Origin of the sequence: Metabacillus sp. B2-18 (assembly GCF_021117275.1) — a bacterium.
Lineage (GTDB): Bacteria > Bacillota > Bacilli > Bacillales > Bacillaceae > Metabacillus.
Map to the genome: position 1 here is coordinate 1,400,641 of NZ_CP088245.1, position 15,787 is coordinate 1,416,427.

Sequence of the window (15,787 nt, forward strand, 5' to 3'; positions counted from 1 at the left end):
ACTAATTGTTCATGGTCGAAGTACGCATTATAGAATTTTAGGATTCATAATTATATAATTACATAGTAAATGGGTGGTGAATCTTGGTGCTAACTCTAAACTGACTTTCACCAACAATCTAATTCTATAACACCCAAAAGGGCTGAAACGAAAGTGTTCCAACCCTTTAAAAAATACCTACTGCATATTTGCTTCAACTGTTTCCTGTGCTTTCTTTAAAGCATCTTCAGGAGATTCAGATTTCTGTCTTAGTACATTATTTAATGTATTGGTATTTAACTCGGTTAGAACATCTGGATATTGTTCTGTTACGTTAATACCATTAATTTCGTCTTTGATCTCAAGTAATGTATCAAAAATATCCGTACCGAAATATTGATAGAATTTGTTATCCTCTTGAACCGCCGGATCTTCCCACACATCCCAACGAGGTGGATCAAAGCCCAGAACTGTCCATAGTTTAATATTTGCTTCCTTAGAAAGTTTTGCAAATGCCAGGAATTCCTTTGCAAGCTCAGCATGCTCAGTTTGATTTGTAACAACGGTACCAGTTCCACCAATACCTACCGAGCGATCTCCACCTTCTTCCCAAGCAGGCATTGGTCGTATCACCATTTTACCTTTTAGGTCAGGCATATAATCTGTGAAACGTCCCATATACCACATTGGCATAGAGATAGATGCCGCTTTTCCTTCATTCATAAATGCATAAAACTCTTCAGCATGTGGCTCGCCACCAGGTGTTAACTCTGCAATTTTATGTGTATTAAGCATATCATTCAACAAAGAAAGTGTTTTGATGTTTTCAGGGCTATCTATTGTTAAATTACCCTCATCATCAAATAAGTCAGAACCTTGTTGACTGATCATTTGCTGGAAAGTAGTTGCATCACCCGTATGAACTGTTGTCATAACAGCATCAGTGTTTTCAACGACCTTTTTACCCGCTTCTACATAGTCATCCCAAGTTTTGATTGAATCTATATCAACACCAGCTTGGTCCATAATTTCTTTGTTATAATACATGACAGTCGCACCAACATGTGTAGGCATACCGTAGTAATTACCATCCTTAGCATATATGTCAAATCTTGATTGGATGAAGTTATCCATTTCTGGTTCAACATATTCATTCATAGGTAAAAGCTGTGGTTCACCTTGTAAAAAGTTCGGAAAACGACCAACTTCAATATCAGAAATATCAGGTGCACCTTTACCAGACTGTAGCGCTAATAATAAGTTGTTATGCATTTGATCGTAAGGGAATGTTTCAGCAACAAGTTTAATCGGTTTATCTGGGTGAAGTTCATTCCAACGAGGAACCGCGTCTTTAAAGAAATCCATGTGCAGTTCAACAAATGTCCAATACTTTAATTCGGTTGCATCTTCAACATCTCCACCTATAACTTCCTTTTCAGTTGCCTCACCAGATGCCGAGTCTCCTCCACCATTACATGCCGCTAATACAAAACACATAAGTAATCCTAAAAGTACCGATAACGACCTTTTCAATTTTCTTCCCCCTTGTTTATCATTTTTAAAAGCCTAGAGTTTTTTCATAACAGAATTAATTCGATAGATTCACCTCCCTTAAGTTTGCTAACTACAGGATAAGCGCTTACAAATTAACAATTATGCATACTCATAGCTGAAAGTATTTTCACTTAGGTAGAAAATAATAGAAACCTCCGCACTTTATAGCGACTTCACCTTTACTCCCTGATCCATTTTAGTAAAGACTCGCAACGTAACCCACATCACCCCTATCCCTAAGGCACTAATCGTGAAAAATGGAATGATTCCCGGATAACTTAAAGATAGATACAATACAAAAAAAATCTTCAAACCACACATGAGGGTATAATGAAGTTTTGATAAACCTACAATAATGGCATTCTTAAGATGCTGTCTCCAGGTAGCTTTATAATGAACAAGCATTGGAAAAGCCCAAATTAATAGAATCATATAGAAGAAAACCATTAAATAAAAGGCAAAAGGAGTTACAATAGAGAACACACTTACCGAATTCTTCATTAATTGAAAATTAAAATACAGAATAACTCCAGTTATTGTTAAAATCCATCCCAATATATTGGCTGTAGCAAATTCTTGACGATATGTTTTCTTAAATGTTTGGAAAATCTTGATATCATGTTCACCCAGAATCCACTTTCGAGCTACACTTAACATAGCGGCAGTAGATGGAAAGATACCTGCTACAATTAGTCCAAGAACTGAATAGAAAATCCACATTACATTCAGCACAACAAGGCGGAAAATCCATTGAAGTATAAAATCTAATTTTGATACAATTTCTTTCCCATTCATATCAATACTCCACCTCTTTAGATCCGAAATAGGTTTATCCCTTCACTCCACCAACTGTAAGTCCTGCAACAAAGTACCGTTGGAAAAAGACAAAGAGAATAATGATTGGAATAATGGTCATAACAGAACCTGCAATGAGCACATCATAATTATTTCCATAAGGTGTTAGTAACGTTGCTAAGCCGATTGGTAATGTAAACATATCGTTCGATCTTAAAACAATTAATGGCCATAAGAAATTGTTCCAGCTTCCTAATCCCTGAAGAATTGCCATTGCTGCCATTGATGGCCCCATAAGCGGTAGCATAATCCTAAAGAAAATTCCATACTCTGTAGCTCCATCAATCCTTGCCGCATCCATTAATTCTTTTGGAAGACCAATGGCATATTGTCTGAAGAAGAATACTGCTATCGGTGCAACTACAGCAGGTAGAATAACAGCTGTGTACGTATTAATTAAATTCATACTAATCATTAATTGGAAGAGTGGAAGCATAAGAATTTCAAATGGAACCATTAAAATAAATAGCACAAACCCAAAAATTAGATTTCTTCCTTTAAAGTCATATAACGCAAGTGCATACCCGACCATTGAAGAGAAAAATAACGATAGTACAATCGTAATCGCTGAAATGGTCAAGCTGTTCATATACCAGCCCCAATAATTACCAGCTTGTGTAAAAATATACATTAATATCATTACACTAGTTCCATAAGCAAAACGAACAGAGTTGCATCATCCTAATTGCACAATCGGTTTGATGGCCATACCTTTTTAGAATCCTCAAAATCCTCATTAATCTTCGCAAACTCATAGAACTTTACTAATTTTATCTAATGGAAACATCCCTTTTTTATAATACTCCGCTAATTGAGGCACAGCATCTCCTTCAATAACACCTACCATTGTTTTTCCCTCTGCCATTATCTCCTCATGAACGTCTATAAGAAATGTAAAGCTAAGTAATACTTTTGCACCTTCGAAAAAAACAGTCAATTGAACCGTTGTTTTTCAGTCTTTTTTCATATCGAGAAACATATACTCAGTAAGAATGACATTAGAATAGGAGAATCTAAATGACAAACAACATGTTATCCTTTTATGATCCCTATGTTTATCAGACATTAACAACAATTGTTGGTAAGATGGTTACAGTTCAAACCATAAGAGGTAGCGTTCGTGGTTCCCTGAAAAATGTATTGCCAGATCACATTGTTGTCGAATCTAACGGAACTCCCTTTTTTATTCGAACCCAGCAAATTATTTGGGTTTTTCCTGGTTAACAAATAGAAGTGGAGGGAAAATAATGTTTAAAAGAATAAATAAATTGCCAATTGAACTTCCTATACCTGAACACGGTGATATGAATGCTGCTGCTGCAGTACAAGAGCTCTTGGGTGGCAAGTTTGGGGAGATGTCTACCTTAAATAACTATATGTTTCAGTCTTTTAACTTCAGAAATAAAAAAAAGCTAAAACCATTCTATGAGTTAGTAGCTAGCATTACAGCAGAAGAAATTGGTCATGTAGAACTTGTTTCTAATACAATTAATTTGTTATCGGTAGGTAATACGTTTCCGGGGGATCCGGATATCACTCCACTCCAAAATGGGAAGGATGCTAGAAACACCCACCACTTTATCTCTACTGCTCAAACGGCTATACCAGGTGATTCGATGGGAAGACCTTGGACTGGTGATAATGTATTTAATAGTGGTAATCTGGTTTTAGATTTAACACATAACTTTTTTCTAGAAATTGGTGCACGTACACATAAAATGAGAGTTTATGAGATGACTGATAACCCAGTTGCTCGAGAAATGATTGGGTATTTACTTGTTCGTGGAGGAACACATGTCCTCGCCTATGCGAAAGCAATCGAAATTGTGACAGGGGTAGACTTAACGAAAATGCTTCCAGTTCCAAATCTTGATAACTCAAAATTTGATTATGCTAGGCCATTCATAGAAAAAGGCTTAAGCAATGTGCTTTACACATGGAGCGAAACAGAATACAGGGATATTGGAATGATTTGGAAAGGAACTAATCCGGAAAATGGGCATCCACTGGAAGTGAAAATTGGTGCTCCTGAGGGGGGACCCATACCAGACTTAGAGGAATTACCTGAAGAATTTGCTCCTGGTATTACTAGGGACGATTATGAATTAATCAAAAAACGTCTAATGGAAAAGTTATAATGAATTTTGCAGGAAATATTAATGAAATTTGGATTTCTTTAGCGAACGGCAGCAGCCACTGTTCGCTATTTTCATTCATACTTCAACAATCCAATTTGACACTTTGATAGAATCAGTTTGAAGTCGTCTTATGACAGTTTTTCCTTGTTTTCAATTCATTTAGGGCAACCATAGCCAATTTTATACCACTAGGTGTTACTAATTGTTCATGGTCGAAGTACGCATTATAGAATTTTAGGATTCATAATTATATAATTACATAGTAAATGGGTGGTGAATCTTGGTGCTAACTCTAAACTGACTTTCACCAACAATCTAATTCTATAACACCCAAAAGGGCTGAAACGAAAGTGTTCCAACCCTTTAAAAAATACCTACTGCATATTTGCTTCAACTGTTTCCTGTGCTTTCTTTAAAGCATCTTCAGGAGATTCAGATTTCTGTCTTAGTACATTATTTAATGTATTGGTATTTAACTCGGTTAGAACATCTGGATATTGTTCTGTTACGTTAATACCATTAATTTCGTCTTTGATCTCAAGTAATGTATCAAAAATATCCGTACCGAAATATTGATAGAATTTGTTATCCTCTTGAACCGCCGGATCTTCCCACACATCCCAACGAGGTGGATCAAAGCCCAGAACTGTCCATAGTTTAATATTTGCTTCCTTAGAAAGTTTTGCAAATGCCAGGAATTCCTTTGCAAGCTCAGCATGCTCAGTTTGATTTGTAACAACGGTACCAGTTCCACCAATACCTACCGAGCGATCTCCACCTTCTTCCCAAGCAGGCATTGGTCGTATCACCATTTTACCTTTTAGGTCAGGCATATAATCTGTGAAACGTCCCATATACCACATTGGCATAGAGATAGATGCCGCTTTTCCTTCATTCATAAATGCATAAAACTCTTCAGCATGTGGCTCGCCACCAGGTGTTAACTCTGCAATTTTATGTGTATTAAGCATATCATTCAACAAAGAAAGTGTTTTGATGTTTTCAGGGCTATCTATTGTTAAATTACCCTCATCATCAAATAAGTCAGAACCTTGTTGACTGATCATTTGCTGGAAAGTAGTTGCATCACCCGTATGAACTGTTGTCATAACAGCATCAGTGTTTTCAACGACCTTTTTACCCGCTTCTACATAGTCATCCCAAGTTTTGATTGAATCTATATCAACACCAGCTTGGTCCATAATTTCTTTGTTATAATACATGACAGTCGCACCAACATGTGTAGGCATACCGTAGTAATTACCATCCTTAGCATATATGTCAAATCTTGATTGGATGAAGTTATCCATTTCTGGTTCAACATATTCATTCATAGGTAAAAGCTGTGGTTCACCTTGTAAAAAGTTCGGAAAACGACCAACTTCAATATCAGAAATATCAGGTGCACCTTTACCAGACTGTAGCGCTAATAATAAGTTGTTATGCATTTGATCGTAAGGGAATGTTTCAGCAACAAGTTTAATCGGTTTATCTGGGTGAAGTTCATTCCAACGAGGAACCGCGTCTTTAAAGAAATCCATGTGCAGTTCAACAAATGTCCAATACTTTAATTCGGTTGCATCTTCAACATCTCCACCTATAACTTCCTTTTCAGTTGCCTCACCAGATGCCGAGTCTCCTCCACCATTACATGCCGCTAATACAAAACACATAAGTAATCCTAAAAGTACCGATAACGACCTTTTCAATTTTCTTCCCCCTTGTTTATCATTTTTAAAAGCCTAGAGTTTTTTCATAACAGAATTAATTCGATAGATTCACCTCCCTTAAGTTTGCTAACTACAGGATAAGCGCTTACAAATTAACAATTATGCATACTCATAGCTGAAAGTATTTTCACTTAGGTAGAAAATAATAGAAACCTCCGCACTTTATAGCGACTTCACCTTTACTCCCTGATCCATTTTAGTAAAGACTCGCAACGTAACCCACATCACCCCTATCCCTAAGGCACTAATCGTGAAAAATGGAATGATTCCCGGATAACTTAAAGATAGATACAATACAAAAAAAATCTTCAAACCACACATGAGGGTATAATGAAGTTTTGATAAACCTACAATAATGGCATTCTTAAGATGCTGTCTCCAGGTAGCTTTATAATGAACAAGCATTGGAAAAGCCCAAATTAATAGAATCATATAGAAGAAAACCATTAAATAAAAGGCAAAAGGAGTTACAATAGAGAACACACTTACCGAATTCTTCATTAATTGAAAATTAAAATACAGAATAACTCCAGTTATTGTTAAAATCCATCCCAATATATTGGCTGTAGCAAATTCTTGACGATATGTTTTCTTAAATGTTTGGAAAATCTTGATATCATGTTCACCCAGAATCCACTTTCGAGCTACACTTAACATAGCGGCAGTAGATGGAAAGATACCTGCTACAATTAGTCCAAGAACTGAATAGAAAATCCACATTACATTCAGCACAACAAGGCGGAAAATCCATTGAAGTATAAAATCTAATTTTGATACAATTTCTTTCCCATTCATATCAATACTCCACCTCTTTAGATCCGAAATAGGTTTATCCCTTCACTCCACCAACTGTAAGTCCTGCAACAAAGTACCGTTGGAAAAAGACAAAGAGAATAATGATTGGAATAATGGTCATAACAGAACCTGCAATGAGCACATCATAATTATTTCCATAAGGTGTTAGTAACGTTGCTAAGCCGATTGGTAATGTAAACATATCGTTCGATCTTAAAACAATTAATGGCCATAAGAAATTGTTCCAGCTTCCTAATCCCTGAAGAATTGCCATTGCTGCCATTGATGGCCCCATAAGCGGTAGCATAATCCTAAAGAAAATTCCATACTCTGTAGCTCCATCAATCCTTGCCGCATCCATTAATTCTTTTGGAAGACCAATGGCATATTGTCTGAAGAAGAATACTGCTATCGGTGCAACTACAGCAGGTAGAATAACAGCTGTGTACGTATTAATTAAATTCATACTAATCATTAATTGGAAGAGTGGAAGCATAAGAATTTCAAATGGAACCATTAAAATAAATAGCACAAACCCAAAAATTAGATTTCTTCCTTTAAAGTCATATAACGCAAGTGCATACCCGACCATTGAAGAGAAAAATAACGATAGTACAATCGTAATCGCTGAAATGGTCAAGCTGTTCATATACCAGCCCCAATAATTACCAGCTTGTGTAAAAATATACATTAATATCATTACACTAGTTCCATAAGCAAAACGAACAGAGTTGCATCATCCTAATTGCACAATCGGTTTGATGGCCATACCTTTTTAGAATCCTCAAAATCCTCATTAATCTTCGCAAACTCATAGAACTTTACTAATTTTATCTAATGGAAACATCCCTTTTTTATAATACTCCGCTAATTGAGGCACAGCATCTCCTTCAATAACACCTACCATTGTTTTTCCCTCTGCCATTATCTCCTCATGAACGTCTATAAGAAATGTAAAGCTAAGTAATACTTTTGCACCTTCGAAAAAAACAGTCAATTGAACCGTTGTTTTTCAGTCTTTTTTCATATCGAGAAACATATACTCAGTAAGAATGACATTAGAATAGGAGAATCTAAATGACAAACAACATGTTATCCTTTTATGATCCCTATGTTTATCAGACATTAACAACAATTGTTGGTAAGATGGTTACAGTTCAAACCATAAGAGGTAGCGTTCGTGGTTCCCTGAAAAATGTATTGCCAGATCACATTGTTGTCGAATCTAACGGAACTCCCTTTTTTATTCGAACCCAGCAAATTATTTGGGTTTTTCCTGGTTAACAAATAGAAGTGGAGGGAAAATAATGTTTAAAAGAATAAATAAATTGCCAATTGAACTTCCTATACCTGAACACGGTGATATGAATGCTGCTGCTGCAGTACAAGAGCTCTTGGGTGGCAAGTTTGGGGAGATGTCTACCTTAAATAACTATATGTTTCAGTCTTTTAACTTCAGAAATAAAAAAAAGCTAAAACCATTCTATGAGTTAGTAGCTAGCATTACAGCAGAAGAAATTGGTCATGTAGAACTTGTTTCTAATACAATTAATTTGTTATCGGTAGGTAATACGTTTCCGGGGGATCCGGATATCACTCCACTCCAAAATGGGAAGGATGCTAGAAACACCCACCACTTTATCTCTACTGCTCAAACGGCTATACCAGGTGATTCGATGGGAAGACCTTGGACTGGTGATAATGTATTTAATAGTGGTAATCTGGTTTTAGATTTAACACATAACTTTTTTCTAGAAATTGGTGCACGTACACATAAAATGAGAGTTTATGAGATGACTGATAACCCAGTTGCTCGAGAAATGATTGGGTATTTACTTGTTCGTGGAGGAACACATGTCCTCGCCTATGCGAAAGCAATCGAAATTGTGACAGGGGTAGACTTAACGAAAATGCTTCCAGTTCCAAATCTTGATAACTCAAAATTTGATTATGCTAGGCCATTCATAGAAAAAGGCTTAAGCAATGTGCTTTACACATGGAGCGAAACAGAATACAGGGATATTGGAATGATTTGGAAAGGAACTAATCCGGAAAATGGGCATCCACTGGAAGTGAAAATTGGTGCTCCTGAGGGGGGACCCATACCAGACTTAGAGGAATTACCTGAAGAATTTGCTCCTGGTATTACTAGGGACGATTATGAATTAATCAAAAAACGTCTAATGGAAAAGTTATAATGAATTTTGCAGGAAATATTAATGAAATTTGGATTTCTTTAGCGAACGGCAGCAGCCACTGTTCGCTATTTTCATTCATACTTCAACAATCCAATTTGACACTTTGATAGAATCAGTTTGAAGTCGTCTTATGACAGTTTTTCCTTGTTTTCAATTCATTTAGGGCAACCATAGCCAATTTTATACCACTAGGTGTTACTAATTGTTCATGGTCGAAGTACGCATTATAGAATTTTAGGATTCATAATTATATAATTACATAGTAAATGGGTGGTGAATCTTGGTGCTAACTCTAAACTGACTTTCACCAACAATCTAATTCTATAACACCCAAAAGGGCTGAAACGAAAGTGTTCCAACCCTTTAAAAAATACCTACTGCATATTTGCTTCAACTGTTTCCTGTGCTTTCTTTAAAGCATCTTCAGGAGATTCAGATTTCTGTCTTAGTACATTATTTAATGTATTGGTATTTAACTCGGTTAGAACATCTGGATATTGTTCTGTTACGTTAATACCATTAATTTCGTCTTTGATCTCAAGTAATGTATCAAAAATATCCGTACCGAAATATTGATAGAATTTGTTATCCTCTTGAACCGCCGGATCTTCCCACACATCCCAACGAGGTGGATCAAAGCCCAGAACTGTCCATAGTTTAATATTTGCTTCCTTAGAAAGTTTTGCAAATGCCAGGAATTCCTTTGCAAGCTCAGCATGCTCAGTTTGATTTGTAACAACGGTACCAGTTCCACCAATACCTACCGAGCGATCTCCACCTTCTTCCCAAGCAGGCATTGGTCGTATCACCATTTTACCTTTTAGGTCAGGCATATAATCTGTGAAACGTCCCATATACCACATTGGCATAGAGATAGATGCCGCTTTTCCTTCATTCATAAATGCATAAAACTCTTCAGCATGTGGCTCGCCACCAGGTGTTAACTCTGCAATTTTATGTGTATTAAGCATATCATTCAACAAAGAAAGTGTTTTGATGTTTTCAGGGCTATCTATTGTTAAATTACCCTCATCATCAAATAAGTCAGAACCTTGTTGACTGATCATTTGCTGGAAAGTAGTTGCATCACCCGTATGAACTGTTGTCATAACAGCATCAGTGTTTTCAACGACCTTTTTACCCGCTTCTACATAGTCATCCCAAGTTTTGATTGAATCTATATCAACACCAGCTTGGTCCATAATTTCTTTGTTATAATACATGACAGTCGCACCAACATGTGTAGGCATACCGTAGTAATTACCATCCTTAGCATATATGTCAAATCTTGATTGGATGAAGTTATCCATTTCTGGTTCAACATATTCATTCATAGGTAAAAGCTGTGGTTCACCTTGTAAAAAGTTCGGAAAACGACCAACTTCAATATCAGAAATATCAGGTGCACCTTTACCAGACTGTAGCGCTAATAATAAGTTGTTATGCATTTGATCGTAAGGGAATGTTTCAGCAACAAGTTTAATCGGTTTATCTGGGTGAAGTTCATTCCAACGAGGAACCGCGTCTTTAAAGAAATCCATGTGCAGTTCAACAAATGTCCAATACTTTAATTCGGTTGCATCTTCAACATCTCCACCTATAACTTCCTTTTCAGTTGCCTCACCAGATGCCGAGTCTCCTCCACCATTACATGCCGCTAATACAAAACACATAAGTAATCCTAAAAGTACCGATAACGACCTTTTCAATTTTCTTCCCCCTTGTTTATCATTTTTAAAAGCCTAGAGTTTTTTCATAACAGAATTAATTCGATAGATTCACCTCCCTTAAGTTTGCTAACTACAGGATAAGCGCTTACAAATTAACAATTATGCATACTCATAGCTGAAAGTATTTTCACTTAGGTAGAAAATAATAGAAACCTCCGCACTTTATAGCGACTTCACCTTTACTCCCTGATCCATTTTAGTAAAGACTCGCAACGTAACCCACATCACCCCTATCCCTAAGGCACTAATCGTGAAAAATGGAATGATTCCCGGATAACTTAAAGATAGATACAATACAAAAAAAATCTTCAAACCACACATGAGGGTATAATGAAGTTTTGATAAACCTACAATAATGGCATTCTTAAGATGCTGTCTCCAGGTAGCTTTATAATGAACAAGCATTGGAAAAGCCCAAATTAATAGAATCATATAGAAGAAAACCATTAAATAAAAGGCAAAAGGAGTTACAATAGAGAACACACTTACCGAATTCTTCATTAATTGAAAATTAAAATACAGAATAACTCCAGTTATTGTTAAAATCCATCCCAATATATTGGCTGTAGCAAATTCTTGACGATATGTTTTCTTAAATGTTTGGAAAATCTTGATATCATGTTCACCCAGAATCCACTTTCGAGCTACACTTAACATAGCGGCAGTAGATGGAAAGATACCTGCTACAATTAGTCCAAGAACTGAATAGAAAATCCACATTACATTCAGCACAACAAGGCGGAAAATCCATTGAAGTATAAAATCTAATTTTGATACAATTTCTTTCCCATTCATATCAATACTCCACCTCTTTAGATCCGAAATAGGTTTATCCCTTCACTCCACCAACTGTAAGTCCTGCAACAAAGTACCGTTGGAAAAAGACAAAGAGAATAATGATTGGAATAATGGTCATAACAGAACCTGCAATGAGCACATCATAATTATTTCCATAAGGTGTTAGTAACGTTGCTAAGCCGATTGGTAATGTAAACATATCGTTCGATCTTAAAACAATTAATGGCCATAAGAAATTGTTCCAGCTTCCTAATCCCTGAAGAATTGCCATTGCTGCCATTGATGGCCCCATAAGCGGTAGCATAATCCTAAAGAAAATTCCATACTCTGTAGCTCCATCAATCCTTGCCGCATCCATTAATTCTTTTGGAAGACCAATGGCATATTGTCTGAAGAAGAATACTGCTATCGGTGCAACTACAGCAGGTAGAATAACAGCTGTGTACGTATTAATTAAATTCATACTAATCATTAATTGGAAGAGTGGAAGCATAAGAATTTCAAATGGAACCATTAAAATAAATAGCACAAACCCAAAAATTAGATTTCTTCCTTTAAAGTCATATAACGCAAGTGCATACCCGACCATTGAAGAGAAAAATAACGATAGTACAATCGTAATCGCTGAAATGGTCAAGCTGTTCATATACCAGCCCCAATAATTACCAGCTTGTGTAAAAATATACATTAATATCATTACACTAGTTCCATAAGCAAAACGAACAGAGTTGCATCATCCTAATTGCACAATCGGTTTGATGGCCATACCTTTTTAGAATCCTCAAAATCCTCATTAATCTTCGCAAACTCATAGAACTTTACTAATTTTATCTAATGGAAACATCCCTTTTTTATAATACTCCGCTAATTGAGGCACAGCATCTCCTTCAATAACACCTACCATTGTTTTTCCCTCTGCCATTATCTCCTCATGAACGTCTATAAGAAATGTAAAGCTAAGTAATACTTTTGCACCTTCGAAAAAAACAGTCAATTGAACCGTTGTTTTTCAGTCTTTTTTCATATCGAGAAACATATACTCAGTAAGAATGACATTAGAATAGGAGAATCTAAATGACAAACAACATGTTATCCTTTTATGATCCCTATGTTTATCAGACATTAACAACAATTGTTGGTAAGATGGTTACAGTTCAAACCATAAGAGGTAGCGTTCGTGGTTCCCTGAAAAATGTATTGCCAGATCACATTGTTGTCGAATCTAACGGAACTCCCTTTTTTATTCGAACCCAGCAAATTATTTGGGTTTTTCCTGGTTAACAAATAGAAGTGGAGGGAAAATAATGTTTAAAAGAATAAATAAATTGCCAATTGAACTTCCTATACCTGAACACGGTGATATGAATGCTGCTGCTGCAGTACAAGAGCTCTTGGGTGGCAAGTTTGGGGAGATGTCTACCTTAAATAACTATATGTTTCAGTCTTTTAACTTCAGAAATAAAAAAAAGCTAAAACCATTCTATGAGTTAGTAGCTAGCATTACAGCAGAAGAAATTGGTCATGTAGAACTTGTTTCTAATACAATTAATTTGTTATCGGTAGGTAATACGTTTCCGGGGGATCCGGATATCACTCCACTCCAAAATGGGAAGGATGCTAGAAACACCCACCACTTTATCTCTACTGCTCAAACGGCTATACCAGGTGATTCGATGGGAAGACCTTGGACTGGTGATAATGTATTTAATAGTGGTAATCTGGTTTTAGATTTAACACATAACTTTTTTCTAGAAATTGGTGCACGTACACATAAAATGAGAGTTTATGAGATGACTGATAACCCAGTTGCTCGAGAAATGATTGGGTATTTACTTGTTCGTGGAGGAACACATGTCCTCGCCTATGCGAAAGCAATCGAAATTGTGACAGGGGTAGACTTAACGAAAATGCTTCCAGTTCCAAATCTTGATAACTCAAAATTTGATTATGCTAGGCCATTCATAGAAAAAGGCTTAAGCAATGTGCTTTACACATGGAGCGAAACAGAATACAGGGATATTGGAATGATTTGGAAAGGAACTAATCCGGAAAATGGGCATCCACTGGAAGTGAAAATTGGTGCTCCTGAGGGGGGACCCATACCAGACTTAGAGGAATTACCTGAAGAATTTGCTCCTGGTATTACTAGGGACGATTATGAATTAATCAAAAAACGTCTAATGGAAAAGTTATAATGAATTTTGCAGGAAATATTAATGAAATTTGGATTTCTTTAGCGAACGGCAGCAGCCACTGTTCGCTATTTTCATTCATACTTCAACAATCCAATTTGACACTTTGATAGAATCAGTTTGAAGTCGTCTTATGACAGTTTTTCCTTGTTTTCAATTCATTTAGGGCAACCATAGCCAATTTTATACCACTAGGTGTTACTAATTGTTCATGGTCGAAGTACGCATTATAGAATTTTAGGATTCATAATTATATAATTACATAGTAAATGGGTGGTGAATCTTGGTGCTAACTCTAAACTGACTTTCACCAACAATCTAATTCTATAACACCCAAAAGGGCTGAAACGAAAGTGTTCCAACCCTTTAAAAAATACCTACTGCATATTTGCTTCAACTGTTTCCTGTGCTTTCTTTAAAGCATCTTCAGGAGATTCAGATTTCTGTCTTAGTACATTATTTAATGTATTGGTATTTAACTCGGTTAGAACATCTGGATATTGTTCTGTTACGTTAATACCATTAATTTCGTCTTTGATCTCAAGTAATGTATCAAAAATATCCGTACCGAAATATTGATAGAATTTGTTATCCTCTTGAACCGCCGGATCTTCCCACACATCCCAACGAGGTGGATCAAAGCCCAGAACTGTCCATAGTTTAATATTTGCTTCCTTAGAAAGTTTTGCAAATGCCAGGAATTCCTTTGCAAGCTCAGCATGCTCAGTTTGATTTGTAACAACGGTACCAGTTCCACCAATACCTACCGAGCGATCTCCACCTTCTTCCCAAGCAGGCATTGGTCGTATCACCATTTTACCTTTTAGGTCAGGCATATAATCTGTGAAACGTCCCATATACCACATTGGCATAGAGATAGATGCCGCTTTTCCTTCATTCATAAATGCATAAAACTCTTCAGCATGTGGCTCGCCACCAGGTGTTAACTCTGCAATTTTATGTGTATTAAGCATATCATTCAACAAAGAAAGTGTTTTGATGTTTTCAGGGCTATCTATTGTTAAATTACCCTCATCATCAAATAAGTCAGAACCTTGTTGACTGATCATTTGCTGGAAAGTAGTTGCATCACCCGTATGAACTGTTGTCATAACAGCATCAGTGTTTTCAACGACCTTTTTACCCGCTTCTACATAGTCATCCCAAGTTTTGATTGAATCTATATCAACACCAGCTTGGTCCATAATTTCTTTGTTATAATACATGACAGTCGCACCAACATGTGTAGGCATACCGTAGTAATTACCATCCTTAGCATATATGTCAAATCTTGATTGGATGAAGTTATCCATTTCTGGTTCAACATATTCATTCATAGGTAAAAGCTGTGGTTCACCTTGTAAAAAGTTCGGAAAACGACCAACTTCAATATCAGAAATATCAGGTGCACCTTTACCAGACTGTAGCGCTAATAATAAGTTGTTATGCATTTGATCGTAAGGGAATGTTTCAGCAACAAGTTTAATCGGTTTATCTGGGTGAAGTTCATTCCAACGAGGAACCGCGTCTTTAAAGAAATCCATGTGCAGTTCAACAAATGTCCAATACTTTAATTCGGTTGCATCTTCAACATCTCCACCTATAACTTCCTTTTCAGTTGCCTCACCAGATGCCGAGTCTCCTCCACCATTACATGCCGCTAATACAAAACACATAAGTAATCCTAAAAGTACCGATAACGACCTTTTCAATTTTCTTCCCCCTTGTTTATCATTTTTAAAAGCCTAGAGTTTTTTCATAACAGAATTAATTCGATAGATTCACCTCCCTTAAGTTTGCTAACTACAGGATAAGCGC

At 36.4% G+C, this 15,787-nt stretch carries 16 protein-coding genes; 6 read left to right on the forward strand and 10 right to left on the reverse strand.

Annotation, left to right across the window (positions count from 1 at the left end):
* Positions 1-177: 177 nt before the first annotated feature.
* From LPC09_RS06955 to LPC09_RS06965, 3 genes are all read right to left on the reverse strand, one after another.
* Entirely contained in the window at positions 178-1,512 is a 1,335-nt protein-coding gene (locus tag LPC09_RS06955; protein ID WP_442920010.1) for an ABC transporter substrate-binding protein, read from the reverse strand.
* 183 nt (positions 1,513-1,695) lie between these two features.
* Positions 1,696-2,328: a YesL family protein gene (locus LPC09_RS06960; RefSeq protein WP_098798922.1), complete on the reverse strand. Its 633-nt coding sequence runs from the start codon at positions 2,326-2,328 to the stop codon at positions 1,696-1,698.
* Between the two features lie 34 nt (positions 2,329-2,362).
* Positions 2,363-3,028, reverse strand: a complete 666-nt coding sequence (locus LPC09_RS06965) for a carbohydrate ABC transporter permease (RefSeq protein ID WP_269217423.1) — start codon at positions 3,026-3,028, stop codon at positions 2,363-2,365.
* Positions 3,029-3,405: 377 nt separating this feature from the next.
* Between LPC09_RS06965 and LPC09_RS06975 the strand changes: the two genes are divergently transcribed.
* Entirely contained in the window at positions 3,406-3,612 is a 207-nt protein-coding gene (locus tag LPC09_RS06975) for a YuzF family protein (protein ID WP_098798924.1), read from the forward strand.
* 23 nt (positions 3,613-3,635) lie between these two features.
* The gene (locus tag LPC09_RS06980; RefSeq protein WP_098798923.1) at positions 3,636-4,526 is read left to right on the forward strand and encodes a manganese catalase family protein; all 891 of its coding nucleotides are present in this window, start codon (positions 3,636-3,638) and stop codon (positions 4,524-4,526) included.
* 374 nt (positions 4,527-4,900) lie between these two features.
* On the opposite strand, the gene LPC09_RS06985 is transcribed toward LPC09_RS06980, so the two are convergent.
* The 3 genes from LPC09_RS06985 to LPC09_RS06995 all read right to left on the reverse strand — a co-directional run bounded on the left by LPC09_RS06985 (position 4,901) and on the right by LPC09_RS06995 (position 7,751).
* A complete protein-coding gene (locus LPC09_RS06985) occupies positions 4,901-6,235 on the reverse strand; it encodes an ABC transporter substrate-binding protein (RefSeq protein ID WP_442920010.1) in 1,335 nt (444 codons plus the stop codon).
* A 183-nt stretch (positions 6,236-6,418) separates the two neighbouring features.
* A complete protein-coding gene (locus LPC09_RS06990; RefSeq protein ID WP_098798922.1) occupies positions 6,419-7,051 on the reverse strand; it encodes a YesL family protein in 633 nt (210 codons plus the stop codon).
* Positions 7,052-7,085: 34 nt separating this feature from the next.
* Positions 7,086-7,751 carry a carbohydrate ABC transporter permease gene (locus LPC09_RS06995; RefSeq protein ID WP_269217423.1) on the reverse strand — a complete coding sequence of 222 codons (666 nt, stop codon included), beginning with the start codon at positions 7,749-7,751 and terminating at the stop codon, positions 7,086-7,088.
* Positions 7,752-8,128: 377 nt separating this feature from the next.
* On the opposite strand from LPC09_RS06995, the gene LPC09_RS07005 reads away from it, so the two are divergent.
* Together LPC09_RS07005 and LPC09_RS07010 are read left to right on the forward strand one after the other, a co-directional pair.
* Positions 8,129-8,335, forward strand: a complete 207-nt coding sequence (locus tag LPC09_RS07005; protein WP_098798924.1) for a YuzF family protein — start codon at positions 8,129-8,131, stop codon at positions 8,333-8,335.
* A gap of 23 nt (positions 8,336-8,358) precedes the next feature.
* On the forward strand, positions 8,359-9,249 hold the full coding sequence (locus tag LPC09_RS07010; RefSeq protein ID WP_098798923.1) for a manganese catalase family protein: 891 nt from the start codon (positions 8,359-8,361) through the stop codon (positions 9,247-9,249).
* A 374-nt stretch (positions 9,250-9,623) separates the two neighbouring features.
* Here the strand turns inward: LPC09_RS07010 and LPC09_RS07015 are convergent, their stop codons facing one another.
* From LPC09_RS07015 to LPC09_RS07025, 3 genes are all read right to left on the reverse strand, one after another.
* Positions 9,624-10,958: an ABC transporter substrate-binding protein gene (locus LPC09_RS07015; RefSeq protein ID WP_442920010.1), complete on the reverse strand. Its 1,335-nt coding sequence runs from the start codon at positions 10,956-10,958 to the stop codon at positions 9,624-9,626.
* Positions 10,959-11,141: 183 nt separating this feature from the next.
* A complete protein-coding gene (locus LPC09_RS07020) occupies positions 11,142-11,774 on the reverse strand; it encodes a YesL family protein (protein ID WP_098798922.1) in 633 nt (210 codons plus the stop codon).
* A 34-nt stretch (positions 11,775-11,808) separates the two neighbouring features.
* Positions 11,809-12,474 carry a carbohydrate ABC transporter permease gene (locus LPC09_RS07025; RefSeq protein WP_269217423.1) on the reverse strand — a complete coding sequence of 222 codons (666 nt, stop codon included), beginning with the start codon at positions 12,472-12,474 and terminating at the stop codon, positions 11,809-11,811.
* A gap of 377 nt (positions 12,475-12,851) precedes the next feature.
* Here LPC09_RS07025 and LPC09_RS07035 point away from each other — a divergent pair, with 377 nt between their 5' ends.
* Both LPC09_RS07035 and LPC09_RS07040 read left to right on the forward strand, forming a co-directional pair.
* A complete protein-coding gene (locus LPC09_RS07035) occupies positions 12,852-13,058 on the forward strand; it encodes a YuzF family protein (protein ID WP_098798924.1) in 207 nt (68 codons plus the stop codon).
* A gap of 23 nt (positions 13,059-13,081) precedes the next feature.
* Positions 13,082-13,972, forward strand: a complete 891-nt coding sequence (locus LPC09_RS07040; protein ID WP_098798923.1) for a manganese catalase family protein — start codon at positions 13,082-13,084, stop codon at positions 13,970-13,972.
* Positions 13,973-14,346: 374 nt separating this feature from the next.
* Here LPC09_RS07040 and LPC09_RS07045 read toward each other — a convergent pair whose 3' ends face one another.
* Positions 14,347-15,681 (reverse strand): ABC transporter substrate-binding protein, encoded by a 1,335-nt coding sequence (locus tag LPC09_RS07045; RefSeq protein ID WP_442920010.1) that lies wholly within the window; start codon positions 15,679-15,681, stop codon positions 14,347-14,349.
* Positions 15,682-15,787 lie beyond the last annotated feature (106 nt).

Excerpts from the sequence above, each read along its gene's own strand:
- LPC09_RS06980 (WP_098798923.1), top strand. The coding sequence starts at position 3,636 with ATGTTTAAAAGAATAAATAAATTGCCAATTGAACTTCCTATACCTGAA.
- LPC09_RS06965 (WP_269217423.1), bottom strand. The coding sequence starts at position 3,028 with ATGATATTAATGTATATTTTTACACAAGCTGGTAATTATTGGGGCTGG.
- LPC09_RS06975 (WP_098798924.1), top strand. The coding sequence starts at position 3,406 with ATGACAAACAACATGTTATCCTTTTATGATCCCTATGTTTATCAGACA.
- LPC09_RS07035 (WP_098798924.1), top strand. The coding sequence starts at position 12,852 with ATGACAAACAACATGTTATCCTTTTATGATCCCTATGTTTATCAGACA.
- LPC09_RS07040 (WP_098798923.1), top strand. The coding sequence starts at position 13,082 with ATGTTTAAAAGAATAAATAAATTGCCAATTGAACTTCCTATACCTGAA.
- LPC09_RS06995 (WP_269217423.1), bottom strand. The coding sequence starts at position 7,751 with ATGATATTAATGTATATTTTTACACAAGCTGGTAATTATTGGGGCTGG.
- LPC09_RS07005 (WP_098798924.1), top strand. The coding sequence starts at position 8,129 with ATGACAAACAACATGTTATCCTTTTATGATCCCTATGTTTATCAGACA.
- LPC09_RS07025 (WP_269217423.1), bottom strand. The coding sequence starts at position 12,474 with ATGATATTAATGTATATTTTTACACAAGCTGGTAATTATTGGGGCTGG.
- LPC09_RS07010 (WP_098798923.1), top strand. The coding sequence starts at position 8,359 with ATGTTTAAAAGAATAAATAAATTGCCAATTGAACTTCCTATACCTGAA.
- LPC09_RS07020 (WP_098798922.1), bottom strand. The coding sequence starts at position 11,774 with ATGAATGGGAAAGAAATTGTATCAAAATTAGATTTTATACTTCAATGG.
- LPC09_RS06990 (WP_098798922.1), bottom strand. The coding sequence starts at position 7,051 with ATGAATGGGAAAGAAATTGTATCAAAATTAGATTTTATACTTCAATGG.
- LPC09_RS06960 (WP_098798922.1), bottom strand. The coding sequence starts at position 2,328 with ATGAATGGGAAAGAAATTGTATCAAAATTAGATTTTATACTTCAATGG.